25 protein-coding genes and 2 pseudogenes are annotated in these 23,638 nt (G+C 72.6%); 16 read left to right on the top strand and 11 right to left on the bottom strand.

The window, feature by feature from the left end:
- Nucleotides 1-139 precede the first annotated feature (139 nt).
- Entirely contained in the window at nt 140-1,054 is a 915-nt protein-coding gene (locus tag ACH45E_RS44680) for an AbfB domain-containing protein (RefSeq protein ID WP_361436985.1), read from the bottom strand.
- Between the two features lie 369 nt (nt 1,055-1,423).
- On the opposite strand from ACH45E_RS44680, the gene ACH45E_RS44685 reads away from it, so the two are divergent.
- From ACH45E_RS44685 to ACH45E_RS44700, 4 genes are all read left to right on the top strand, one after another.
- Nucleotides 1,424-1,744, top strand: a complete 321-nt coding sequence (locus ACH45E_RS44685; protein WP_361436983.1) for a multidrug efflux SMR transporter — start codon at nt 1,424-1,426, stop codon at nt 1,742-1,744.
- Entirely contained in the window at nt 1,744-2,292 is a 549-nt protein-coding gene (locus ACH45E_RS44690; protein WP_361436981.1) for a TetR family transcriptional regulator, read from the top strand. Before ACH45E_RS44685 ends, ACH45E_RS44690 begins: the two co-directional genes overlap by 1 nt.
- Nucleotides 2,293-2,368: 76 nt before the next feature.
- Nucleotides 2,369-3,355, top strand: a complete 987-nt coding sequence (gene dapD, locus ACH45E_RS44695) for a 2,3,4,5-tetrahydropyridine-2,6-dicarboxylate N-succinyltransferase (protein WP_361436979.1) — start codon at nt 2,369-2,371, stop codon at nt 3,353-3,355.
- Nucleotides 3,356-3,571: 216 nt separating this feature from the next.
- Nucleotides 3,572-3,763, top strand: a complete 192-nt coding sequence (locus ACH45E_RS44700) for a hypothetical protein (RefSeq protein WP_361436976.1) — start codon at nt 3,572-3,574, stop codon at nt 3,761-3,763.
- Nucleotides 3,764-3,779: 16 nt separating this feature from the next.
- Here the strand turns inward: ACH45E_RS44700 and ACH45E_RS44705 are convergent.
- The 4 genes and pseudogenes from ACH45E_RS44705 to ACH45E_RS44720 all read right to left on the bottom strand — a co-directional run.
- Nucleotides 3,780-4,256: pseudogene (locus ACH45E_RS44705) on the bottom strand (hypothetical protein); the annotation flags it as partial.
- A gap of 154 nt (nt 4,257-4,410) precedes the next feature.
- Nucleotides 4,411-5,052 (bottom strand): phosphotransferase, encoded by a 642-nt coding sequence (locus tag ACH45E_RS44710; protein ID WP_399042829.1) that lies wholly within the window; start codon nt 5,050-5,052, stop codon nt 4,411-4,413.
- Between the two features lie 64 nt (nt 5,053-5,116).
- Nucleotides 5,117-5,929 (bottom strand): annotated as a pseudogene (locus ACH45E_RS44715) (DUF692 domain-containing protein); the annotation flags it as partial.
- Nucleotides 5,930-6,070: 141 nt separating this feature from the next.
- Nucleotides 6,071-6,787 (bottom strand): peptidyl-tRNA hydrolase, encoded by a 717-nt coding sequence (locus ACH45E_RS44720; RefSeq protein ID WP_361436974.1) that lies wholly within the window; start codon nt 6,785-6,787, stop codon nt 6,071-6,073.
- Between the two features lie 79 nt (nt 6,788-6,866).
- Here ACH45E_RS44720 and ACH45E_RS44725 point away from each other — a divergent pair, with 79 nt between their 5' ends.
- Nucleotides 6,867-7,784, top strand: a complete 918-nt coding sequence (locus tag ACH45E_RS44725; RefSeq protein WP_361436972.1) for an ATP-binding cassette domain-containing protein — start codon at nt 6,867-6,869, stop codon at nt 7,782-7,784.
- On the top strand, nt 7,781-8,452 hold the full coding sequence (locus tag ACH45E_RS44730) for an ABC transporter (protein WP_361436970.1): 672 nt from the start codon (nt 7,781-7,783) through the stop codon (nt 8,450-8,452). The genes ACH45E_RS44725 and ACH45E_RS44730 overlap by 4 nt, the downstream gene beginning before the upstream one ends.
- Here ACH45E_RS44730 and ACH45E_RS44735 read toward each other — a convergent pair.
- Nucleotides 8,444-8,653, bottom strand: coding sequence for a hypothetical protein (locus ACH45E_RS44735; RefSeq protein ID WP_361438181.1), 210 nt, complete (start codon nt 8,651-8,653; stop codon nt 8,444-8,446). The genes ACH45E_RS44730 and ACH45E_RS44735 overlap by 9 nt on opposite strands.
- A 38-nt stretch (nt 8,654-8,691) precedes the next feature.
- Between ACH45E_RS44735 and ACH45E_RS44740 the strand changes: the two genes are divergently transcribed.
- From ACH45E_RS44740 to ACH45E_RS44760, 5 genes are all read left to right on the top strand, one after another.
- Nucleotides 8,692-9,489, top strand: a complete 798-nt coding sequence (locus ACH45E_RS44740) for a slipin family protein (RefSeq protein ID WP_361436968.1) — start codon at nt 8,692-8,694, stop codon at nt 9,487-9,489.
- A 10-nt stretch (nt 9,490-9,499) separates the two neighbouring features.
- Entirely contained in the window at nt 9,500-10,060 is a 561-nt protein-coding gene (locus ACH45E_RS44745) for a YbhB/YbcL family Raf kinase inhibitor-like protein (protein WP_361436966.1), read from the top strand.
- A gap of 1 nt (nt 10,061) precedes the next feature.
- Nucleotides 10,062-10,919: a polyphosphate kinase 2 family protein gene (locus ACH45E_RS44750; protein WP_361436963.1), complete on the top strand. Its 858-nt coding sequence runs from the start codon at nt 10,062-10,064 to the stop codon at nt 10,917-10,919.
- 48 nt (nt 10,920-10,967) lie between these two features.
- Nucleotides 10,968-12,488: an FAD-dependent oxidoreductase gene (locus ACH45E_RS44755; protein WP_361438179.1), complete on the top strand. Its 1,521-nt coding sequence runs from the start codon at nt 10,968-10,970 to the stop codon at nt 12,486-12,488.
- Between the two features lie 86 nt (nt 12,489-12,574).
- A complete protein-coding gene (locus ACH45E_RS44760; RefSeq protein WP_361436961.1) occupies nt 12,575-13,426 on the top strand; it encodes a polysaccharide deacetylase family protein in 852 nt (283 codons plus the stop codon).
- Between the two features lie 189 nt (nt 13,427-13,615).
- Here the strand turns inward: ACH45E_RS44760 and ACH45E_RS44765 are convergent, their stop codons facing one another.
- The 4 genes from ACH45E_RS44765 to zapE all read right to left on the bottom strand — a co-directional run bounded on the left by ACH45E_RS44765 (nt 13,616) and on the right by zapE (nt 17,556).
- Complete coding sequence (locus ACH45E_RS44765) at nt 13,616-15,097, bottom strand: SulP family inorganic anion transporter (RefSeq protein WP_361436959.1); 1,482 nt, start codon at nt 15,095-15,097, stop codon at nt 13,616-13,618.
- Between the two features lie 17 nt (nt 15,098-15,114).
- Nucleotides 15,115-15,696: a carbonic anhydrase gene (locus ACH45E_RS44770; protein WP_361436956.1), complete on the bottom strand. Its 582-nt coding sequence runs from the start codon at nt 15,694-15,696 to the stop codon at nt 15,115-15,117.
- An 88-nt stretch (nt 15,697-15,784) separates the two neighbouring features.
- A complete protein-coding gene (locus tag ACH45E_RS44775) occupies nt 15,785-16,180 on the bottom strand; it encodes a hypothetical protein (protein WP_361436953.1) in 396 nt (131 codons plus the stop codon).
- A 212-nt stretch (nt 16,181-16,392) separates the two neighbouring features.
- Complete coding sequence (gene zapE, locus ACH45E_RS44780; RefSeq protein ID WP_399042834.1) at nt 16,393-17,556, bottom strand: cell division protein ZapE; 1,164 nt, start codon at nt 17,554-17,556, stop codon at nt 16,393-16,395.
- On the opposite strand from zapE, the gene ACH45E_RS44785 reads away from it, so the two are divergent.
- From ACH45E_RS44785 to ACH45E_RS44805, 5 genes are all read left to right on the top strand, one after another.
- Entirely contained in the window at nt 17,555-18,367 is an 813-nt protein-coding gene (locus tag ACH45E_RS44785) for a pyrimidine reductase family protein (RefSeq protein ID WP_361436951.1), read from the top strand. The two genes, zapE and ACH45E_RS44785, sit on opposite strands and share 2 nt — an antisense overlap.
- Nucleotides 18,368-18,465: 98 nt before the next feature.
- Complete coding sequence (locus ACH45E_RS44790; RefSeq protein WP_361436949.1) at nt 18,466-18,939, top strand: indole-3-glycerol phosphate synthase; 474 nt, start codon at nt 18,466-18,468, stop codon at nt 18,937-18,939.
- Nucleotides 18,940-19,055: 116 nt separating this feature from the next.
- Nucleotides 19,056-20,444, top strand: coding sequence for a UDP-N-acetylmuramate--L-alanine ligase (murC, locus tag ACH45E_RS44795; protein WP_361436947.1), 1,389 nt, complete (start codon nt 19,056-19,058; stop codon nt 20,442-20,444).
- A 13-nt stretch (nt 20,445-20,457) separates the two neighbouring features.
- On the top strand, nt 20,458-20,865 hold the full coding sequence (gene msrB, locus ACH45E_RS44800; RefSeq protein ID WP_361436944.1) for a peptide-methionine (R)-S-oxide reductase MsrB: 408 nt from the start codon (nt 20,458-20,460) through the stop codon (nt 20,863-20,865).
- Nucleotides 20,866-20,918: 53 nt separating this feature from the next.
- Nucleotides 20,919-22,226, top strand: coding sequence for a SpoIIE family protein phosphatase (locus tag ACH45E_RS44805; RefSeq protein WP_361436941.1), 1,308 nt, complete (start codon nt 20,919-20,921; stop codon nt 22,224-22,226).
- Here the strand turns inward: ACH45E_RS44805 and ACH45E_RS44810 are convergent.
- Nucleotides 22,183-23,628, bottom strand: a complete 1,446-nt coding sequence (locus tag ACH45E_RS44810; RefSeq protein ID WP_361436939.1) for a HAMP domain-containing sensor histidine kinase — start codon at nt 23,626-23,628, stop codon at nt 22,183-22,185. The genes ACH45E_RS44805 and ACH45E_RS44810 overlap by 44 nt on opposite strands.
- Nucleotides 23,629-23,638: the final 10 nt, after the last annotated feature.

A 23,638-nucleotide genomic window follows, 5' to 3' on the forward strand; every position in this document is an offset into this window, starting at 1 on the left:
AACTACCCCGCCCGCGGGGGTCGAGCGGGGGGGGGCCCTCGTATAAACCGTCTTCCCCGGGGTGGGGCCCGGCCCTTTTTTCTTTTGGGCCAGGGGGGGGGGGGGCCCCCCGGGGGGGGCCCCCCCGCTTCTCCTGTGTTCAGGCGAGGCCGTCGACCAGCTTGAACGCCGAGTCCTGCCAGTACTGGTTGCTGTTCTGGTACGAGTCCAGCTTGAGCAGGAAGTTCTGGTGACGCAGGAAGCGGCCGGGGTAGTTCACCGACTCCAGCATCACCGCGCCCGAGTACATGGACGCCCGCGGGCAGAAGGTGGCGTCCTGCTTGAACAGGGACGAGCCGTCGTAGCGCTCGGAACGCAGGACGAAGTTGCGGTGCCGCAGATAGCCGCCGTCGGCCGTGGCGAAGGAGTAACAGGAGCTGTTGGCGAGGCCGTTGACCACCTTGAAGGTGGCGTCGCGGCGCGCGTAGCCGGAGCCGATCGGATCGAGCTTCACGTAGCCGCCGCTGACATGCCAGTAGCGGTCCGGGTAGTTGACCGCCCGGACGGACTTCCAGGCCGACGAGGTCTCCGAGCCGTGCGAACCGCCGTGCGAACCGCCGCCGTCCGAGCTGTTTCCGCCCGAGCCGCTTCCGCCCGAGCCTGTCCCGTCGGAGCCCTTTCCGGACGAGCCGGACGACCCCGAGGACTTGGACGGCTTGGCGGAGGCCTTGGGCCCCTCCTTGCCGCCGTCCGGGGAGGTCGAGGCCGTGGCGGTGGCCTTGGCCGAGGACGGAAGGCTCTTCGTTCCGGGCGCGGCCTTGGTACTCGCCGAGGGCGAGGCGAAGGAGAGCAGACCGGGACCGCCCTCGGTGGAGGTCGCCGACTTCGCCTGGGGCGACGACCTGTCAGGAGCGTTGTGGTTCACGGCTATCGCCGTCACACAGGCGACGATCGTCGCCGTGGCCAGCCCGCCGGCGAGCCAGAGTCTTCGGGTTCCGGGAGTCCGGGACGTATCGGGGGCCCAGCCGTTCTCCCAAGGCTCGTTCCGAGGGGGCTGGGGCGTGGTGTCTTGCATGCGCTGATGTCCTCCAGCGGCGCGCGGGGCGGCGGCCGGGGGTGTGAGGGGGAAGTATGTGAGCGGTGAAACACTAGTGGAGCCGACGGGTCGTCGGGAATCGTTTGAGCGAGCGGTTTCCATGAAAATGAAACCAACTCAAGTTCCGCGTGGGACTGCACACTCCGTTCGTCCTGGGCTGTCCCCGTTCCGGCTGTACGAGCCCGCCGGCCGCGCCGGTCTCGCCCGCTGGACCGCGGTCCGGCGGGAAACCGTTTCCATGAGCCGGGCCCGGACGCGGACACCGTCGCCGAGCGAACCGTGGGCCCGCTGAGGCGACTGGTCACCGAAGGGGTGACCTGTCCCGCGCCGTTATGTACGCTCGTACACATGGGATACCTGTTGCTCGGCTGCGCCATCGCCGCCGAGGTGGTCGCCACGACCGCGATGAAGTACAGCGAAGGCTTCAGCAGGCTCGGCCCCTCACTGCTGACCGCCCTCGGTTACGTCCTCTCCTTCGCCCTGCTCGCCCAGACCCTGAAGACCGTCTCCATCGGAACGGCGTACGCCATCTGGGCCGGGGTGGGCACCGCGACCATCGCCGTGATCGGCCTGATGCTGTTCGGTGAGGGACTGAGCGCGACCAAGGTCGCCGGGATCCTGCTGATCGTCGCGGGAGTGGTGGTGCTCAACCTGGGAGGCGCTCACTGATGCCCCGGCGTTACGACCCCGAGCGGCGGCAGCGGATCATCGACGCGGCGATCCGGGTGGCAGGGAGGAAGGGCATCGCGGGTCTGAGCCATCGCTCGGTCGCAGCCGAGGCGGACGTCCCGCTGGGCTCCACGACGTACCACTTCGCGACGCTCGACGACCTCATGGTGGCCGCGCTCCGCCAGACCAACGAGGGCTTCGCCAAGGTGCTCGCCGACAGCGCCGTCCTGGACGACCCGGGCGGCGACCTCGCGGCGCGGCTCGCGCGGGTCCTCGGGGACTGGCTGGGCGGGGACCGGCCGGGCGTGGAGCTGGAGTACGAGCTGTACCTGGCGGCCCTGCGCCGTCCCGCCCTGCGTCCCGTCGCCGCCGAGTGGACCGACGAGACGGCCCGGCGGCTGGCGGCCCGCACCGATCCGCCGACGGCGAGGGCACTGCTGGCCCTGATGGACGGGATCTGCCTCCAGGTGCTGCTGACGGGAGCGGAGTACGACGAGGAGTACGCGCGGGACGCCCTGGCACGGCTGATCGACGGGGCGCCCGCGTAGCGCGGGCCGGTCCATGCCGGCTCGGCACGTGAGACGCGGTTCGCCCAAGCGGCCAGGGCCACGTTAGGTTTCCCTCATGACCGACAAGAACGTACGCACCACCGGTGCCGTCGCCGCGGGCCTCGCCACGATCGCCGCAGACGGGACCGTCCTCGACACCTGGTTCCCCGCGCCGGAGCTGACCGAGGAGCCCGGCCCCTCCGGCACCGAGCGGCTGTCCGCCGAGCAGGCCGCGCAGCAGCTCGGCGGCGGCGCGACCGCGGCGATCGGCCCGGACGCCCGCCGGGGCGTCGAGGTGGTCGCGGTCCGCACGGTCATCGCCTCGCTCGACGACAAGCCGATCGACGCGCACGACGTCTACCTGCGCCTGCACCTGCTCTCCCACCGCCTGGTCAAGCCGCACGGCCAGAGCCTGGACGGCATGTTCGCCCACCTCGCCAACGTCGCCTGGACCTCGCTCGGCCCGGTCGCCGTGGACGACGTCGAGAAGGTGCGGCTGAACGCCCGCGCCGAGGGCCTGCACCTCCAGGTCACCTCGATCGACAAGTTCCCCCGCATGACGGACTACGTCGCCCCCAAGGGCGTCCGCATCGCCGACGCCGACCGCGTCCGCCTGGGCGCCCACCTCGCCGAGGGCACCACGGTCATGCACGAGGGCTTCGTGAACTTCAACGCGGGCACCCTCGGCACCTCCATGGTCGAGGGCCGTATCTCCGCGGGCGTCGTGGTCGGCGACGGCTCGGACATCGGCGGCGGCGCCTCCACCATGGGCACGCTCTCCGGCGGCGGCAACGTGATCATCGCCATCGGCGAGCGCTGCCTGATCGGCGCCGAGGCGGGCGTCGGCATCGCCCTCGGCGACGAGTGCGTCGTCGAGGCCGGCCTCTACGTCACCGCGGGCACCCGGATCACCATGCCCGACGGACAGATCGTCAAGGCCCGCGAACTCTCCGGCGCCTCCCACATCCTCTTCCGCCGCAACTCGGTCACCGGCACGGTCGAGGCCCGCCCGAACAACGCGGTCTGGGGCGGCCTGAACGAGATCCTGCACAGCCACAACTGATCGACGGCGGCTCCGAGCGCCCTTCCAGGGCCCCGAGAGGGCCCGGAAGGGCGCTTTCGTTCCGGGGGCCGGCCGGGCCGGGACTTCGGCAGCATGATCGCGTCGATCGCGGGTAGGTCCTGCCTACCGAGGGCGGACACCTGCAGCAAGGGGACGCCTCCATGACTGATATCCCGGCAGAGGTCTTCGAGACCGTGGCGAGGGACGCCCTGCAGTGTGTTCACGTCCGAGGAGCGGCTGTTCCGGGCCTTCCCGCATGTGCCCTGCTACCGGCCCGTCACCTTGCGGCAGTTGGCCGCTCACTGGCCGACCGACGAAGTGGTCCTGGTCATCGACGCCGGGCACGAGGACTCACTGACGCTGTCCGCACACGAGGCACAGTGGTTTCTCGCGCGCTGCCTCGTCTGACGAGCGGCACCGTCCGTCAGGGTGTGAGGGAGGCCGCGAAGTCCGCCAGGACCGTGAAGTCCTCCGCGCGCAGTCCGATCCTCGGGTTGACGTGGTGGAGCAGTGCGGGCCCGTCATGGTGGGCCCGCACGTACGCCGTGTCGGCCGGGCTCTGTTCGTCGTCCACCCAGGCGAAGGGGCGGTCGGCGGCGTGGGCCACGATGGCCTCGGTCTTCCAGTGGACGCCGTCGGGCCGCAGGGCGAATAGGCCCGCGCCGAAGTCGACGTACGGCAGCTCGGGCAGGCCGACGACCGGGGCGATCCAGCGGTTGGCCGCGTCCATCCACGTGGTGGCCCAGCACAGGTCGTAGCCGAGGTCAAGGAGCGCCGGTCCGTGGGCCGGGTTCAGCCAGACCCGCAGGGCGCGACCGGGGTGCAGGGCCACCCGGATCGTCGTGTAGCCCTCGGGGCGCCGCTCGGGCTGCGCCGCGTACGGGTTGAGGGGGCCGTCGACTTTACCGACCGCGGAAGCTCGTGAACCTGCTCTGAACTGCGACGATTCATAGGCTACATGTCTGCGACGTTGGTGTTGGGTCAATGCCGTCGCTCGTCCGAGTGGTCCTGTGCAACAACGCATCCCGCCCAGCGAGGTGGCAGGGAATGTTCTTTCAGTCCAGCAGTTCCAGCAGACGGTCGGCCTGTCGATCCGCAGTGCCGGGCGGGTTTCTGGGATGGTCCGGATCGTCGAATGAGAGCAGGAAGAGCCAGACGAGGGCGAGGAGCCGTCGGCACTCTCGGAGCCGGGAGGTTTCAGCGGGGGTCAGGTTGAAGTGTCCCAGGAAGGCGGGGACATCAAGAGGGTGGTCCACCCAGCTCGACACATGTTCGGTGATCTCCGCCAGTTCGAAGGCGCGATCGCTGCGGCCGGAGTCCTCGAAGTCGACGACCCGAACCTTTGAACCGTCCCAAAGGTAGTTGGCGAGGTTGCCGTCGCCAGGGCCGAAGACTGCGGGCACCGATGGCTCGCCCGGAGTGTCGAGGCCCGACTTGGCCAGCCACGCTATGCCCGCAGCCATGGCCAGGGACACAGAGCTGCTGGCGGGGGTGTGGGTGCGCGCGGACCAGGCGTCGATGTGGGAGATGAGTTCGCCTTGGCGTCCAGGTCTGAGGGGGACTTCGTCAAGTGCTGACGGCGGCACTGCGCTGTGCAGCGTGGCGACGGCTTCCGCCAGGGCCTTGATCTGCCGCTCGTCGATGAGGCGCCCCCGCAGAGGTCTGCCGATCAACCGGGACGTCACCACGGTGGGCACTGAGGCGACGGGGTCGGCGGCTTTGGGTCGTGGTGCGAGTCCAGGTACGTACGTGTCGAGCAGTCACGGCCCCCCGGATGGACCGCAACTCCCGCTCCAGCTCGGCTGGTTCGGGAAAGTTCTCGTCCCGCTCCAGCAGCACCCCCGGCGGATCGACGCGGGCGGCGAGGCCGGTCAGGATGTCGAGGACCGGCTGCGGCACGGCGTGGGCGTGGCTGTCGTGCCAGACGCCGTCCCGTTCGAAGCCGCCCGCGACATGCACGTACGCGATGGCCTCCAGGGGCAGCTCGGCCAGTGCCTCGGCCGGGTCCTCGGCCCGGTTGACGTGGTTGGTGTGCAGGTTCGCCACGTCGATCAGCAGCCGTACCCCGGTCCGGTCGGCCAGTTCGTACAGGAACTGCCCCTCGGTCAGCTCCTCGCCGGGCCAGGCGATCAGCGCGGCGATGTTCTCCACGGCGAGCGGCACCGGCAGCGCGTCCTGGGCGATGCGCACGTTCTCGCACAGCACGTCGAGGGCGTCCCGGGTGCGCGGCACGGGCAGCAGATGGCCCGCCTCCAGACGCGGCGAGGCGGTCAGCGGCCCGCCCGCCCGTACGAACGCGATGTGCTCGGTGACAAGTGGGGCGCTCAACGCCGCCGCCCGTTCCGCGAGAGCGGTCAGCCGTCCCTCGTCGGGCCGGTCGGCGCCGCCGAGGCCGAGCGAGACCCCGTGCGGGACCACCGTCACCCCGCGCTCGCGCAGCCGCCGCAGCGACTCGGGCAGGTGCCCGGGGCAGACGTTCTCCGCCACCACCTCGACCCAGTCGACGCCCGGCATGCGCTCCACGGCGTCCGCGATCTCCGGCCGCCAGCCGATCCCCGTCCCCAGTCGTTGCATCGCCGCCCCCTCTCACCCGTGTTCCGGCGTGACGGGGGTATGGCCCCGTCGGCGGACCGCGAACCCGGCGGCCCGCACCTTCAGAGCAACATTTGAGGTTCGCGCCCGTGGCGTCGACGCGTCACTCCAGGGCGGGCCGAGTCACCGCAGCGCGGGGTGGTCGGCGACCACGGTGCAGGAGCCCGGCGCGATCTCGGTGAAACCGGCGTCCCGCACCAACGGCAGGCCGGAACGGGTCAGTTCGGACCACCGGGCCGGGGCGGCCGTGCGCACGGCCAGCGGGAAGCCCGCCTCGCGCCAGGCGGTGCGCTCCTCGTCGGACAGTTCCCACCAGGCGAGCTGGGCGCCGTGACCGGCCTGGGCCATCGCCTTGCCCGCCGACATCGTCACGTCCGGGTTCAGCCACAGCACGGGCGCCGTGGGATCGGCGTCCACGGGCGGCTCCGGGTCGTCCAGCTCGGTACCCGACACCTGGAGCCTGGCCAGGTCCTTCGGCCAGCCGTCCAGGGGGACGGGTGGGAACACGCGTACCTCCGCCGCCTTCCCGGTGACCGTGATGCCGGGCAGGGCCTCCGCCCGCCGCCACTCGGCCCCCCGCGCCCGCCTGACCACCTTCCGGATCCGGGCGTCCTCCCAGTCCCGCATGGCCCGCGCCCACTCGCCGTCCGCCACCGACCGCGCGTCGCCGAGCATCGTGAGCACGGCCCGGGCGGCGGTCTCCAGCGCGTCGGTGCGCGCCGGCGGCGCCGCCTTCTCGATCCGCGCGACGAGGGGCAGCACGAACTGCGGAGCCTCGTCGCGCGCGGAGCGCTCGGAACGGAAGGGGCTGTCGCCGGGAACGGTGGGATCACTGGTCACGTCCTCCAGTCTGCCAGGCGGAAGATCCCCTCCACCGGGCGTGTACGGACGCGGGAGGCAGGAGCGAGGATGACCGCTCATGACAGGTGAGTTGAAGCTGGAAGGCGTGGGCCGCCGCTACGGCCTGCGCGGTCCCTGGGTGCTGAGGAACGTCCGGCTGACCGTCGCCCCGGGAACACTCACCCGCGTCGAAGGCGCCAACGGCACCGGCAAGTCCACGCTGCTGCGGCTGCTCGCCGGGATCGACGCCCCCACCGAGGGCCGCGTCACCGGCCGCCCCCGCACCGCCTACGTCCCGGAGAGGTTCCCGTCGGCCCTGCCCTTCACCGCCGTCGGCTACCTGACCCACCTGGGCACCATCCACGGCCTGTCCCGCCGGACGGCACCGCGCGCGGCGGCCGAGTGGCTGGACCGCTTCGGCGCGGGAGCGTACGCCGGGACACCGATGGACCAGCTGTCCAAGGGCAGCAGCCAGAAGGTGGCGGTCGCGCAGGCGCTGCTCGCCGAGCCGGAGCTGCTCGTGCTCGACGAGGCCTGGAGCGGACTGGACACGGCGGCGCGCGCGGAGTTGGAGCGAGCGGTGGCCGAACGCGTCGCCGCCGGGGGTGCCGTCGTGTTCGTCGACCACGACCCGCGCCGCCTGGCGGGCGCGGCCGACGCGACGTACGCGGTCGTCGACGGCGCCCTCGAACACCGTACGGAGCAGGCGGCTTCACCGGCCGGACCGCACACGCTCCTCACCGTGCAGGGCCCGCCCGGCGGCCGACTGCCCGACGAGGCGGCCCGGGTGGTGAGCACGGCCGGGGAAGAGCCGCCCGGCACGCACCTGCTCCACGTCCCCGCCTCCCATTCGGACGTCGTCCTGCGCGCCCTCCTGACGGCCCGCCCGCCCTGGCACGTGGTGAGCGTGCGCCCCGGCCCCCGTGACCCCGGCCCCCGCGATCTCGACCACCGCGACCTCCACCACCGTGACCCCGACTCCGAAGGCCGTCCATGACCGCCCTCCTGCGTTACCAGGCCGCCCTGTTGCTGCGCTCCCAGCGCTGGCTGCCGCCGTTCATCCTGTACGCGGCCTTCCTGGCCGTCGGTGTGCAGAGCGGGCAGCCGGTGCTCGACTCGCTCGGCTACACCGCCGCCGCCCTGCTGCCGGTCGCCGCCTGGCTGGTGCGGATCTGCGTCACCAACGAGCCGCCCGCCGCCCGTACCTGCGTCGCCGCGGCGGCCGGACCCGGCAGAGCGCACCTCGCCTGCCTGCTGGTCGCCCTGTCCGCCTCGGCGGCGCTCGGCACGGTGGCCACCCTGGTCGTGACCCGGATCAGCGATCCCGCGAGCGTCGGGGACCGGGTCCGCGTACCGCGCCTCGACGCCGGCGCCGCCGGGATCCTGGCCACGCTGGCCTGCGCCCTGCTGGGCACGGCCGTCGGCGCCCTCACCAACTGGCCGCTGCTGCGCTCGCCCGGCCGAGCCGTACCCACGATGCTGCTGGCCGCGCTGCTGGTGCTGGTCGTGGCCGGCTCCCCGGCACAGGCGGCGGTGCACGGCCTGGTCACCGGCTCACAGTCCGGCCACGTCCCGGTGCCGCTGCTCCCACTCGCCGGAGCGGCCCTGCTCGCCACCGCCGCCTCGGCCCTGGCCTGCGCGCTCACCGCCCGCCGGTCACCCTGAACAGGCGGTGCCCTGCGCCTCCTGCCTCCCCCACTCTCGGCTTCGCTCGAGCGGGGGGACCCCCATGCACACAGGGCAGAGAGTGATGCCCTTGTACGACTCCGGGTACTCCGTCACCTCCCGGCACAGCACGCACTCGGCATACGGCGGCCCGTCGGCCCTACTAGCCAGGGCATGGCCTCGGGACGGGTGCGGGCATATCGTTACAAGACGATGCCTCTGGTGTGGAGGAGGTCGTCATGATCCAGGAACTGGTGGGCGCGATCGTGGCAGCCGGTGCCGCGGGCCTGGTGTACCTGGCCGCCGCGGCGCGGGTCGTCAAGCAGTACGAGCGTGGGGTGGTCTTCCGGCTGGGCCGGGTCAGGGACGCGCAGCGGCCGCCGGGCTTCACCATGATCATTCCCATGGTCGACCGGCTGCGCAAGGTCAACATGCAGATCGTCACGATGCCGGTGCCCGCGCAGGAGGGCATCACCCGGGACAACGTGACCGTGCGGGTGGACGCCGTCGTCTACTTCAAGGTCGTCGACCCGACCAGCGCGATCATCCGGGTCGAGGACTACCGGTTCGCGGTCTCCCAGATGGCGCAGACCTCGCTCAGGTCCATCATCGGCAAGAGCGACCTCGACGACCTGCTGTCCAACCGCGAGAAGCTGAACCAGGGGCTCGAGCTGATGATCGACAGCCCGGCCGTGGAATGGGGCGTCACCATCGACCGGGTGGAGATCAAGGACGTGTCCCTGCCGGACACGATGAAGCGCTCCATGGCCCGTCAGGCCGAGGCCGACCGTGAGCGCCGGGCGAGGATCATCAACGCCGACGCCGAACTCCAGGCCTCCAAGAAGCTGGCCGAGGCCGCGCAGCAGATGGCCGACACGCCCTCCGCCCTGCAGCTGCGGCTGCTGCAGACGGTGATGGCCGTGGCGGCGGAGAAGAACTCCACGCTGGTACTGCCCATTCCGGTGGAGCTGCTGCGCTTCCTGGAGAGGGGACAGCAGCCGACCGCAATCACCGACGCGCTCCCGCGCCACGGCTAGCGTGCGCTGCATGCGACCGGGCTCCGTGATCGCCACGGTGGTGACCGCGATCGGCGTCGTCTCCGGCTGCGCGGACACCGGCGGCGGCGACTCGTCCGCGCCCTCCGCCACCGCGGCGCACCGCATCACGGTGACGAGTTCCGCCTTCGCCGAGGGCGGCACGATCCCGCGCCGCCACACCTGCGACGGCGAGGACGTGTCGCCCCCGCTCGCCCTCACCGGCGTACCGGCGCACACCGCCGCCCTGGTCGTCCTGGCCGAGGACCCCGACGCCCCGCACGGCACGTTCACGCACTGGCTGGTGTGGGGCATCGACCCGCACGAGACACGACTGGCCGCCGGTCGGGTCCCGGCGGACGCGACCCAGGGCCGCAACGGCTTCGGGAAGACCGGCTACGGCGGCCCGTGCCCGCCCAGGGGCGACCGGCCGCACCGGTACGTCTTCTCGGTGTACGCCACCGACCGGCCCCTGAACGGCCTGCCGTCCGGTGCCACCGCCGACACCGTCCGCACCGCCCTGACCGGCCACACCCTCGCCCAGGGCACGCTCACCGGCCGCTACGGTCGCTGACGTGAACGCGAAGAAGAGCCCGGACCTCCGCGAGCGGCTGCGCGTCCCCGGCGGCGAGCCGGTCGACCTGGCCGCCTACGACACCGCGGCCACCCCCGGCGACCCGGGCGGCAAGGCCGCAGCCCGGCTCGCCACCGCGCGGACGGGCGAGCGCCTGGCCGGCCTCCAGGAGCGCCTGTGGGCGGCGGGCACCTGCGGCGACCGCCGCCGCCTGCTGCTCGTCCTCCAGGGGATGGACACCAGCGGCAAGGGCGGCACGGTCAAGCACGTCATCGGCCTGTGCAACCCGTCCGGCTGCCGGCTCCAGGCCTTCAAGCAGCCGACCGACGAGGAGCGAAGGCACCACTTCCTCTGGCGCGTCCGCAAGGCGCTGCCCGAACCGGGCGAGATCGGCGTCTTCGACCGCTCGCACTATGAAGACGTCCTGATCGCCCGTGTCCACGGCCTAGCCCCGAGCACCGAGATCGAGCTGCGCTACCCCCAGATCAACGACTTCGAGCGGACCCTCACCGCGGACGGCGTCACCGTCGTCAAGTGCTTCCTGCACATCTCGTACGAGGAACAGCGCCGCCGCCTCCTCAAACGCCTCGACCACCCGGACAAGCACTGGAAGTTCGACCCCGGCGACATCGAGGAGCGCGCCAGGTGGCCCGCCTACCAGGAGGCGTACGAGATCGCCCTGGAGCGCTGCTCGACCCCGGCCGCGCCCTGGTACGTGGTCCCGGCGGACCACAAGTGGTACCGCGACTGGGCGGTCAGCCGCCTCCTCCTGGCCCACCTGGAGGAACTGGACCCCCCGTATCCGTCGGCGGACTTCGACGTGGACCGGTGCCGGGAGCGGCTGCTGAAGGAGGGGTGACGGCGGCAGGACATGGTCGACACGAGCGTGACGGGGTACCCGGCGGCCATGAGCGAGTACCGGCAGCTGAGTGGTTCGTACTGGCTTCAGACGGCACCGGGCCCGTCCCGCCCCGCCCTGACGGAGGACCTGGACGTCGACGTGGCCGTGATCGGCGCGGGGGTGGCCGGGCTGAGCACGGCGTACGAGCTGGCGCGGGCCGGGCTCGGCGTGGCGGTCCTGGAGGCGCGGCGGGTGGCGGCCGGGGTCACCGGGCACACCACCGCCAAGCTGACCGCGCAGCACACGCTGATCTACGACAAGCTGCGCCGCACCCGGGGGGCCGAGGGCGCCCGGCTGTACGCCCGCTCCCAGTCGGAGGCGATCGAGCACGCCGCCGCGCTGGTGGAGGAACTGGGCATCGCGTGCGACTGGGAGCGCAGGAGCGCCTTCACGTTCGTCCGTGACGGCAGCCGGGTGGAGGAGGTGCGGGCGGAGGCGGAGGCCGCGCGGGAGGCCGGGCTGCCGGCCTCGTTCGTGACCAGGACGGGCCTGCCGTTCGCGGTGGCGGGCGCGGTGGAGGTGACCGGGCAGGCGCAGTTCCACCCGCGCAAGTACCTGCTGGCCCTTACCGAGGACCTGCTCGCGCGCGGCGGCCAGGTGTACGAGGACACCACGGTCACCGGTCTGGAGGAGGGCGAGCCGTGCAGGCTGACCACCGCCTCGGGCGCCACGGTGACAGCCCGGCACGTCGTGGTCGCCACCCATTACCCGGTCTTCGACCGCGCCCTGCTGTTCACCCGTCTCTCGCCGCGCCGCGAACTGGTCGTCGCCGGAAGGCTCGACGCGAGCCGGGACCCCGACGGCATGTACATCACGCCGGAGGAGGACACCCGCTCGGTGCGCACCGCGCCCTGCGGTGCGGACGGGCAGCGGCTGCTCGTCGTCACCGGGGAGCACTTCACGCCCGGCACCGGCGACACCCCGGCCCGCTTCGAGCGCCTGGCGGCGTGGGCCGGCGAGCACTTCCCCGGCGTGGAGCCCACCCACGCCTGGGCCACCCAGGACAACGACCCGACCGACACCGTGCCGCTGGTGGGCCCACTGCACCCGGGTGCCCGGCACACGTACGTCGCCACCGGCTTCGGCGGCTGGGGGCTGAGCGGCGGCATGATGGCCGGGCTGCTGCTCACCTCGCTGATCACCGGCCGGGACAGTCCGTGGGCGGGGCTGTACGACCCGCGGCGGGTGAAGTCGGCCGTGCGGGAGGCGCCGGCGTTCCTCAAGCACCAGGCGCAGGTCGCCCGGCACTTCGTCGGGGACCGGCTGCGGTCGTCGCCGGCGGTCGAGGAGATCGGCCCGGGCGGGGGAGCGGTGGTGCACGCCGGGCACGAACGGCTGGCCGTCCACCGCGACGAGGGCGGCAACCTGCACGCCCTCTCGGCCCGGTGCACCCATCTGGGCTGCCTGGTCGCCTTCAACTCGGCCGAACGTGCCTGGGAGTGCCCGTGCCACGGCTCCCGTTTCGACATCGACGGCGAGGTGGTCCAGGGCCCGGCGGTCAAACCCCTGGAGCAGCGGGACGTGTGAGAGGGCTGCCGCCGGGCGGGTGACCGCACGGTCGAGCCATACATCAGATCGTCTTATTTAGGCGCAATTCGCCCTATTTTCGTACGGTGATCAGATCCGTACGACGCATGACCGCCGTCTGCGCCCTGAGCGCGGCCCTCGCCGCCTGCGGCACCGCCGGGGCGCCCGGCGCCGGCCACCCGGCCCCCGCCCGGCCCGCCCCCTCCGCCGCGCACCCGCCCACGCTCGCCCCCGGCCCGGGCGGCCTGACCCCGGTCTTCGAGAACGGGCCGCGTACGCGGGGCAAGACGGTCGCGCTGACCTTCGACGCCGACATGACCGCCGACCAGGGGCCGCGCGCGGCGGCGGGCGAGCACTTCGACAACCCGGCGCTGATCGCCACGCTGCGTGCGCTGAAGGTGCCGGCCACCGTCTTCATGACCGGCCGGTGGGCCGACGAGTACCCGGCCGAGGCCCGCTCCCTCGGCCACGACCCGCAGTTCGAGATCGCCAACCACTCCTACAGCCACTACGCCTTCACCGGCGACTGCTACGGCCTGCCGAGGGTCTCCGCGGACCGGATGCGCTCGGACGTGGAGCGGGCGTACACCGCCATCCGCAAGGCGGGCGTGCCGCACCCGATGCCGTACTTCCGCTTCCCCGGCGGCTGCTACGACCAGAAGGCACTGCGCGCGCTGAGCGGCCTCCATGTCACCGCGGTGCAGTGGGACGTGGTGAGCGGCGACGCGTTCGCCACGGACGCGGACGCGGTGGCCCGGCAGGTGCTGGACGGGGTGAAGCCGGGGTCGGTCGTGGTCATGCACTGCACCCGCAGCGCGGCCCCCACGACCGAACGGGCCGTACGCACGGTCGTACCGGAACTGCGCAAGCGCGGCTACCGCTTCGTGAAGGTCTCGGACCTGATCGCCGCCACGGACACCCGGCACGGGCCGGTGTGATCCCGGTCCGCGTTCCCGGCGCAGTCGCCGGCCAGGGCGCGTCGAGCAGCTCCGCGTGATTCCCGAGCGAGGCGCTCGTCCCTTGCTTCGAGCCGGACGACTGTTGAGGCGTCGTCTGGACGCTCCCGCACGAGGCCGGGTGGCGCCCGGGCGGGCCACCACGGTGTGGTGGCCCGCCCGGGCGGGTGGCTAGGCCGCCATCAGGCGTACCGGTTCCGTGCCTGCCGCGCTGTGGCGTTCGGCCCAGTTCTCCAGGGCCGTGCGGCAGGCGTGGTCGAGGTGGTGCAGGCCCGAGAGGTCGAGCTGGACCGGGCGGTCCTGGGGAAGGGCCTCCAGGGTGTCGAGGATCTTCGGCAGCCGCAGGAAGGTCGCGTTGCCGGTCAGGTACGCCTGGACCGGACCCGCGCCCTTGTCGACGACCTCCAGCTTGATGTGCGAGGCCTCCCAGGCGGTCTTCACGATGGCCAGCGCGAGCCCGATGAGCACGCCCTCGAACATGCTGACCGCGACGATCGACACCGCCGTGACGGTGAGGATCACCGCCTCGCCGCGGTGCTCGCGCCACAGGGCGCCGAGCGAGCGAACGGGCACGAGCTTGGCGCCCGAGTAGATCAGGATGCCCGCGAGCGCCGGGATCGGGATGTAGCCGAGGACGTCCGGCAGCAGCGCCGCGAACAGCAGCAGCCAGACGCCGTGCAGCACCCGGGACGCCTTGGTCCGCGCGCCCGCCTGGACGTTCGCCGCGCTGCGCACGATCACCGCGGTCATCGGCAGCGCGCCGAGCAGCCCGCACAGGGTGTTGCCCGCGCCCTGGGCGACGAGCTCCTTGTCGTACTGGGTGCGCGGCCCGTCGTGCAGCCGGTCCACCGCCGCCGCGCTGAACAGCGACTCGGCGGACGCGATCAACGTGAACGCGACGATCGTGCCGAGCACTCCGAGGCCCGCCAGGTCCCCGAAGGAGCTCATCGGCGGCGGCTGGATCGAGTCGAGCAGCCCCTTGACCTCGACGGTGGCCACGGGCAGGGACAGAACCAGGGCGGCCAGCGTGGCGAGCCCGACCGCGGCGAGCGGCCCCGGGACCGTACGCACCTTCGCCGGCGCGTACTTCCACAGCAGCAGCACGGCTATCGTGCCCGCGCCGAGCGCGAAGGACGCCATCGCCCCGGTGTCCCCGAGGGCGTCGGCGAAAGCCCCCGGGAGCCCGGCTATCTTGCCCAGGCCCGAGTCGGGGGCCTTGGCGGCCAGCGCCGGATAGAGCTGTCCGGCGATCAGCACCAGGCCGATACCGGCCAGCATGCCCTCGACGACGGACACGGAGATGGCCCGGAAGTAGCGGCCCAGCTTGAGCACGCCCATCAGGACCTGGAGCAGACCGGTGGCGAGCACGATGGCACCGAGCGCGGGCAGCCCGAACTCCTCCACCGCCTCGAACACCAGCACGGTCAGCCCGGCGGCCGGCCCGGACACCTGAAGGCTGCTGCCACGCATCAGCCCGGTGACGATGCCGCCCACGATGCCGGTCACCAGTCCCAGCTCGGCCGGGACTCCGGAGGCGACGGCCACGCCCACGCACAGCGGGAGCGCGACCAGGAACACGACGAGCGAGGAGGCGAAGTCCTGCTTCAGGTACGGGAACCGGGACTTCGGGGGCGTCGGGGATATGGAGGTCACGTTGGTCATCCGCCCGCTCACAGGGACTCGAAGGTGTCGGTCTGCGGGCGGTGCGTCCGTACGGCGCCGGTGTGCACCTCGTAGTACCAGGCATGCAGGGCCAGCCGGCCCTGCTCCAGCTTCTCGGCGACGCACGGGTACGAGCGCAGCCGCAGCAGCTGGGTCAGGACGTGGCTCTGCACGCCCTCGGCGACCGCCGGGTCCTCCACGGCCCCCTTGGGCCGGGGTGTGGCGTGCGAGAGCCAGTCGCGCACGGCGGGCACGGCGTCGAGGTCGTCACCGCGCACCAGCGCGCCGACGGCTCCGCAGTGGGAGTGGCCGCAGACGACCACGTCCCGGACACCGAGCACCTCGATCGCGTACTCGATCGTGGCCGCCTCGCTGCAGGGGTGCTCCGAGGCGTACGGGGGGACGATGTTGCCCGCGGTGCGCAGCTCGAAGAGCTCGCCGGGGCGGGCGCCCGTGATCAGGGCCGGGACGACCCGGGAATCGGAGCAGGTGATGAACAGCACCTGCGGGGACTGGCCTTCGGCCAGCTTGGCAAACTCCTCAGGGCGCTGTCCGAACGTACGGGCGTTGTCGATGAGGGGCTGCTGCATGTGTGTGGACTCCTCCTGGCGCGCCACGACGGCGCGTCGGGCTTGCACGACGGATGTGGGGGGACGGGGCGGGAACAGCACCCGGCTCTCAGCAGCGGAAGACCTGCAGCGCGGCCGGAGAGGGTGCTCTCACGGGTCTGTCTGTGCGGTGGTGCGTCCCACGGGGTGCGGCCGCCGGGTGCGCGACCGCCGGATCCCGGGTCGGCAGCGGGCGTTCGAGCGCCCACCCGGAGGCGGCTGTGCGGTGGCGGTTGCGGGTGTGCGGGGGACCGGCCGGATCCCCGGTGGAGCTCAGATCGCGGAACGTGTCGGAACCGTCGCGTACCGGCTTCGAGGAGGGCTTGATTCCGGGCTGAGCCTTGGCCTCCACCTGACGGGAAGTGTGCGCGGACGCGAAGTTTCCGGTGGGCGTGAAGAGCTGTAGCGCGAGCAGGGCGGCGGCGAGGAGCGAGATCACGGCCCGGGCCGTCGTACCTCGGAACATGCGCCCCCCTTCCCGCGGTCACGCCTCTGGTCCATGCCAAGGGTTGGTCAATGGATGGTCAAGAAGAACCGTAACTCAGCAAAGATATTCGCGAGGTAAACACCGCGTTACACGCCGAGAGGAGCGTGAAAACCACCGATGGAGTGACCTGAACTGGTCCTTGATCGGTGATTCTGGTTGTGATATTGACGCCTGCAGCCCCTGCTCGGGCTCTACTCGGCCGGTACCAGGCCCTTGGCATCCCTCGCGAGCGCGGTGAGGCGGGATATCGCGCGGAAGTACTTCTTGCGGTAGCCGCCGTTCAGCATCTCCTCGCTGAACAGCTGGTCGAACGGCAGGCCCGAGGCCAGGACCGGCACCTCGCGGTCGTAGAGCCGGTCCGCCAGGACGACGAGCCTGAGGGCGGTCGACTGGTCGGGGACCGGCCGCACCCCGGTGAGGCAGACGGCCCGCAGGCCGTCGGTCAGCGCGCCGTAGCGGCTGGGGTGGACCTTGGCCAGGTGGTCCAGCAGGTGCGGGAAGTCGTCCAGCGACGCCCCCTCGGTCACGTGCGCGGCCCCGGCCACCTGCTCGTCGGAGAACGGCGCGGGCGCCTCGGGCAGGCCGCGGTGGCGATAGTCCTCGCCGTCGATGCGCAGCGCGCGGAAGTGGGCGGACAGGCCCTGGATCTCCCGCAGGAAGTCGGCCGCCGCGAACCGGCCCTCGCCGAGTTTGCCGGGCAGCGTGTTGGAGGTGGCCGCGAGCGCCACGCCCGCCTCCACCAGCTTGCCGAGCAGCGTGGACACCAGGACGGTGTCGCCCGGGTCGTCGAGCTCGAACTCGTCGATGCACAGCAGGCTGTGCCCGGAGAGCGTCTGCACCGTCTTCTGGAAGCCGAGCGCGCCGACCAGGTTCGTCAGCTCGACGAACGTGCCGAACGCCTTGCGGGAGGGATCGGCCGGGGCGGCGTGCCAGAGGGAGGCGAGGAGGTGGGTCTTGCCGACGCCGTAGCCGCCGTCCAGGTAGACGCCGCGGGGACCGGCCGGGGTCTTGGCGGCCTTCGCCCTGCCGAAGCCGAACAGCCCCCGCCTGGCGTTGCCGCCCGCGGGCGTGCCCCCGATCCCGGCCGCGAAGCCCTCCAGGACCCGTACCGCCTCGGTCTGGCTCGGCTGGTTCGGGTCCGGGATGTACGTGGCGAAGCGCACCGAGTCGAAGCGCGGCGGTGGCACCATCTCGGCGACCAGCCGGTCCGCGGGGACGTGCGGCTCGCGGGCGCACAGGGACATCATGGCCGCGTCGGCCAGGGGGCTGAGCCCGGAGGCGGCGGTGGAACCGGAGGCGGCTGTGGAGGACGACACGGTTCCCCATGCTAAGCGGCGTGGAACACTGCACGGCATGCGACGCCTGTTCCCTGTGACCGACGAAACACCCTCGGCGGTGCCCGCTCCCGATGCTCTCGTCGACCGAGAGTGGAGCCTCGCCGAGCTCGCCGCCGCCTACGCCTACCCCGAACCGGCCGTGCTCAGCGGGGCGCCTGGAGGGCCGGTGCCCTGGCTGCGGGCCAACATGGTGTCCACCCTCGACGGTGCCGCCCAGCACGAGGGCCGCTCGCACCCCATCTCCAACGCGACCGACATGCGGATCTTCGGCACACTGCGGGCGCTGGCCGATGTCGTGGTCGTGGGCGCGGAAACGGTACGGCAGGAGGGGTACCGCCCGGCCCGGGAGCGCGCGGAGTTCGCGGGGCTGCGGGCCGCGGCCGGGCAGAGCCCCGCCCCGGCGATCGCGGTCGTCACCGCGAGCCTGGACCTCGACTTCTCCCTCCCCCTGTTCACCTCGCCCCTCGTGCCCACCCTGATCCTGACCGGCGCCGCGGCGGCCCCCGACCGGGTCGCCGCCGCCGAGAAGGCGGGCGCCCGCGTGGTGGTCGCGGGCGACGGCGTCGGCGTGGACCCGGCGCGCGCCGTCCAGGCCCTCGCCGGCCTCGGCCACACCCGGCTGCTCACCGAGGGCGGTCCCCGGCTGCTCGGGCAGCTCGTGGCCGCGGAGGTGCTCGACGAGCTCTGCCTGACCGTCTCCCCGATGCTCACCGCGGGGGACGCGCAGCGCATCGCCGGGGGGCCGTCGGTCGATGTGCCCCGGCGGTTCGGGCTCGTGTCCCTGCTGGAGGAGACCGGATTCCTTTTCAGTCGCTACCGTCGGTCCTGAGAATCCGTGCGATCACGGGGCAGGATGGTTTCCGCAGGGCCCGTCGGGGCCCTCGCCGAAGAAGAGGCCCGCGGGTGCGCGAAGGAGAAGGGGCGCTGGTGTTCACAAGCGTATTGATGATCGAGAAGGCCCTGACGTCCGCTGACGTGGAGTTCGTCACCACCCTGCACGGGGACGAGCAGGTCACCTTCCATGTGCTGCTCCAGCCGCGCGGGGACCAGGCCGACCGCCTGCTCAGGGCCATCGACGACATCGCCCTCGGTGAACTCGACGAGGCCGCCCGCGAGGGCGCCACCCCCGAGGGCGCGGACGCGAAGGCGCTCGGGGAGCAGGCCCTGGGTGTGTCCCTCACGGCGCTGCGCGCGGCGGGCAGCGAGGCGGAGGGCCGGCTGATCGAGGACCATCCGCTGGACGCGCTGAAGACCCTCGTCGACGAGGCGGACGCGGACGAGGTGATCGTGCTGACCGACCCCCACTACGTGGAGGAGTTCTTCCACCGCGACTGGGCCTCCAGGGCCCGGCACAAGGTGGGGGTACCGGTGCTGAAGCTGTTCTCGCACAGCAAGGCGTGACCGAGGGGCCGGCGGTCCCTCGCTGACCAAGTACCCGGGCAGCACGGAATAAGGTGGGGGTGCGCGTTCTTCGGGGCGCGCGCTGACCGTCGTACCGCACCTTGGGAGATACGCGCATGGCACCCGGCCTTCCCCCCGCCATGGACCGACCGCACTTCATCGGCATCGGCGGCGCCGGGATGTCGGGTATCGCGAAGATCCTCGCGCAGCGCGGGGCCAAGGTGGCCGGCAGCGACGCGAAGGAGTCGGCGACCGCCGAGGCGCTGCGGGCGCTGGGCGCGACCGTGCACATCGGGCACGCGGCGGAGCACCTCGCCGACGACGCGAGCTGTGTGGTCGTGTCCTCGGCGATCCGGAAGGACAACCCGGAACTCGTCCGCGCCGCCGAACTCGGCATCCCGGTCGTGCACCGCTCCGACGCCCTCGCCGCGCTGATGGACGGCCTGCACCCGATCGCCGTGGCAGGCACCCACGGCAAGACCACCACGACGTCGATGCTGGCGGTGTCGCTGACCGAGCTGGGCCTGAACCCGTCGTACGCCATCGGCGGCGACCTGGACGCGCCCGGCTCCAACGCCCTGCACGGCGAGGGCGAGATCTTCGTCGCCGAGGCCGACGAATCGGACCGCAGCTTCCACAAGTACGCCCCCGAGGTCGCGATCGTCCTCAACGTGGAACTGGACCACCACGCCAACTACGCCTCGATGGACGAGATCTACGAGTCCTTCGAGACCTTCGCGGCCCGGATCGTGCCCGGCGGCACGCTGGTGGTCTCCGCCGACCAGGAAGGCGCCCGGGAGCTGACCCGCAGGCTGGCCGGATCGGTCAGGACGGTGACGTACGGCGAGGCGGCGGACGCCGACGTACGCGTGCTGTCGGTCGTCCCGCAGGGGCTGAAGAGCGAGGTCACCGCCGTCCTGGACGGGCAGGAGCTGACCTTCACGGTCTCCGTGCCCGGCCGCCACTACGCGCTCAACGCGGTGGCCGCGCTCGCGGCGGGCGCGGCGCTGGGCGTCCCGGCCGCCGAACTGGCCCCCGCGCTGGCCGCGTACACCGGCGTCAAGCGGCGCCTCCAGCTCAAGGGCGAGGCGGCCGGCGTCCAGGTGATCGACTCCTACGCCCACCACCCCACGGAGATGACCGCCGACCTCGAGGCGATGCGCGCCGCCGCGGGCGACGCCCGGATCCTGGTCCTCTTCCAGCCGCACCTGTTCTCCCGCACCCAGGAACTGGGCAAGGAGATGGGCCGGTCCCTGGCCCTCGCGGACGCCTCGGTCGTCCTCGACATCTACCCGGCCCGTGAGGACCCGATCCCCGGCGTCACCAGCGACCTGATCATCGAGGCGGCGCGGGCGGCGGGCGCGGACGTCACGGCCGTCCACGACAAGGACCGGGCGCCGGCGGTGATCGCGGGAATGGCGAAGGCCGGTGATCTCGTTCTCACCATGGGCGCGGGCGATGTCACCGACCTCGGCCCGCGGATCCTGGACCAGCTGTCGAAGTGAGGGGCTGAGACTCATGTCGTACGACGTCGAGAAGCCGGACGAGCAGTGGCGCGCGGAGCTGAACCCGGCCGAGTACGCGGTGCTGCGGCAGGCCGCCACGGAGCCCGCCTTCACCGGTGAGTACACCGACACCAAGACCGAGGGCGTGTACTCCTGCCGCGCCTGCGGTGCCGAACTGTTCACCTCCACCACCAAGTTCGCGTCCCACTGCGGCTGGCCGTCCTTCTACGACCCGAAGGACACCGACGCCGTGGAACTCATCGAGGACCGCACCCACGGCATGGTCCGCACCGAGGTCCGCTGCGCCCGCTGCGGCTCCCACCTCGGGCACGTCTTCGAGGGCGAGGGCTATGCGACGCCGACGGACCAGCGGTACTGCATCAACAGCATCTCGCTGCGGCTGACGCCGGACGAGGGCTGAACCCCCGGGGAGCCACCGGTGCCGTGTCCGAGCCGGTTCGAGATCGTGTGGGGGTGAGGGCCGTCGCGCGCTGGATCCGGTCCCGCCGGAAAACCGTGGTGGCCGCCCGGGCGAGCCGCGGGCACGGTTCCGCGCGCGAGAACGGCGCACCGGCCGGGCTGACGGAGCTGCGGGCCGCGGTGGCCGGGATCGGGACCACGCTGGACGAGCGGACCACCTGCGCGGAGCTGACCCGGGCGGCCGTGCGGCTGGCCGGCGGCGCGGCGGCGGTGCTGCGCGGCACCGGCGACACCCTCTCGGGGTACGAGTCGGTCACCGGGCACCCGGGCCTGCTGCCGGACGTCCGGTGGGCCACGGCGGTGGGCCGCGAGGCCGTCACCCCGGCGGCCGACGGCCGGCCCGAGCCGTGGACCCGGCAGCCGGCCCCGGGCCGCGCCAGGCCGGCGCTGTGCCTGCCGCTCACCACCGGGGAGAACCGTTTCGGCGTGCTGGTCTGCGCCCGCGACGGCGCGCCCTTCGCCCGCCCCGAGGCGGAGCGGCTCGCCCTCCTCGCCGAACGCGCCGCGTCCCACATCCGGCACGCCCGCGCGTACGAGCGGGTCAACCGCACCGCCGCCGACCTGCAACGCGCCCTGCTCGCCGAGCCCGGCCGCCCGCACCCCAACCTGGACGTCGCCATCCGCTACCTGCCCGTGGGCGGCCGCGCGCTGGTCGGCGGTGACTGGTGCGAGACCGTACGGCTGCACTACGGGCGCACGCTGCTCGTCGTCGGCGACGTCATGGGACACGGCCTGGACGCGGCCGTCGACATGAACGCCTACCGCTCCTCCCTGCGCGCCATCGCCTCCGCCGACCTGCCGCCGCACCGCGTCCTGCGCCAGATGGACGACATCGCCTCCCGCGAGGCCGACCGCAGACCGGCCACCTGCCTCCTCGTCCGCGTCGACCCCGGCCGCAGTCAGATCACCCTGGCCGGCGCCGGCCACCTCCCGCCGGCCCTGATCACCAGGTCCGGCACGGTCTCCCTGCTGCCCGTCCCGGTCGGCCCGCCGCTCGGCACCGGCTTCGGCGGCTACGAGTCGGCGACCTACGAGCTGGCCCCCGACCAGACCCTGCTCCTGTTCACCGACGGCCTCGTCGAACACCGGGGAGAGGACATCGACCACTCCCTGCAGCGCCTGGCCGGCCTCCGCTTCACCGCCGGGGCGGCCGTCGAAGACCTCCTCGAGACGATCCTCACCCGCCTCGACGCCCGCAACGCCGAGGACGACGTCGCCGTACTGGCGGCCCGCCCCCAGCTGCTGCCGCGGGAGGCCGTCACGGCGACGGGGAAGGCGGCGGGAGGGGCAGCCGGACCGTGAACACGGTCGGTCCCTCACCGCCGTCCAGCGCGATCGTCCCGCCGTGCGCCGCCACCAGCGCCCGGGCCACCGACAACCCCAGACCGCTGCCGCCCCGGTCCCGGCTGCGTGCCTTGTCGACCCGGTAGAAGCGGTCGAAGACCCGGGCGCGGTCGGCGGCGGGTATGCCGGGGCCGGAGTCGCCGACGCGCACGCACACCGAGCCGGCCTCCCGGGAGACCGTCACGGACACCTCCGTCCCGGCCGGCGTGTGCACCGCCGCGTTGGTCAGCAGGTTGTCCAGGACCTGCCGGATCCGCAGGGGATCCAGGCGCAGCTTCACCGCTCCCGGCCCGGTGGTGACCGTCAGCGGACGGTCCGGGTGGCCCGCGCGGAAGGCGTCCGCGGCCTCCCGCACCAGCTCCGTGAGGTCGGCGTCCACCGGGCGCAGCGGCGCCTCCACCTCCGCCGCGTCCAGCCGGGCGAGCAGCAGCAGATCGTCGAGGAGCACCCCCATCCGGGCGGCCTCGGCACGCAGCCGGGCCAGGTGGCGGTCGCGTTCGGCGGGCTCGTTGGCGGCCGCGTACTGGAAGAGGTCCGCGTAGCCCCGTACCGACATCAGCGGGGTGCGCAGCTCGTGCGAGGCGTCCGCGACGAAGCGGCGCAGCCGCTGCTCGGCCTCCGCGCGGACGGCGAGGGAGGCGTCGATGTGCTCCAGCATGGTGTTGAAGGCGGTGCGCAGCTCCTCCACCTCCGGGCCGCCGCCGGGGGCGTCCGCGCGCAGCGGCAGCCGGGCCGCCGACTCCGTCAGATCGTGCGAGGCGATGCCGTGGGCGGTCGTCGCCATGTCGCTCAGCGGTTGCAGACCGCGCCGCAGCATCTTGCGGCCGAAGACCACCAGGGCCAGCAGCGCCAGCGCGAACGCCACCACCTGCACCACGACCAGCCGGCGCACCGTCCCCTCGACGTCCGCCAGCGGAGCGGCGCTGACCAGCACCACCCCGGGCTCCACCTCGCAGGCCCGCAGCCGGTAGGTGCCCTCGCCGGTGATGTCCGCGGTGCGCGAGACCTCCGTGCCCGAGTGGGCCCGCGCCTCGGCGAGCGCGGTCAGGGCGCGGGTGTCGTCCGGTACGTCGGCCGGCCTGCGCAGCACCGCCGAGCCGCCGGAGACGTCGTACACGGCCGTGTACCAGCCGTAGTACGGCTTGCGGCGGACCGTGCCGTGGGTGAACGCGTCCTTGGTCTGCACGGTCTGCACGAGCTTGAGCTGCTGGGCCAGCTGCTGCTGGAGGTAGTCGCGCATATACGTGGTCAGCGCCGTGCCGACCACCGCGAACACCACCAGCGACAGCGCGCCCAGGCCGAAGGCCAGCCGGGTGCCCAGGCGCAGTCTGCGGTACGCGCGGCGCAGGCTGTGAAGCACTCGGCTCACT

The sequence above is a fragment of the Streptomyces sp. NPDC020299 genome (genome assembly GCF_044387825.1).
Taxonomy (GTDB): Bacteria; Actinomycetota; Actinomycetes; order Streptomycetales; family Streptomycetaceae; genus Streptomyces.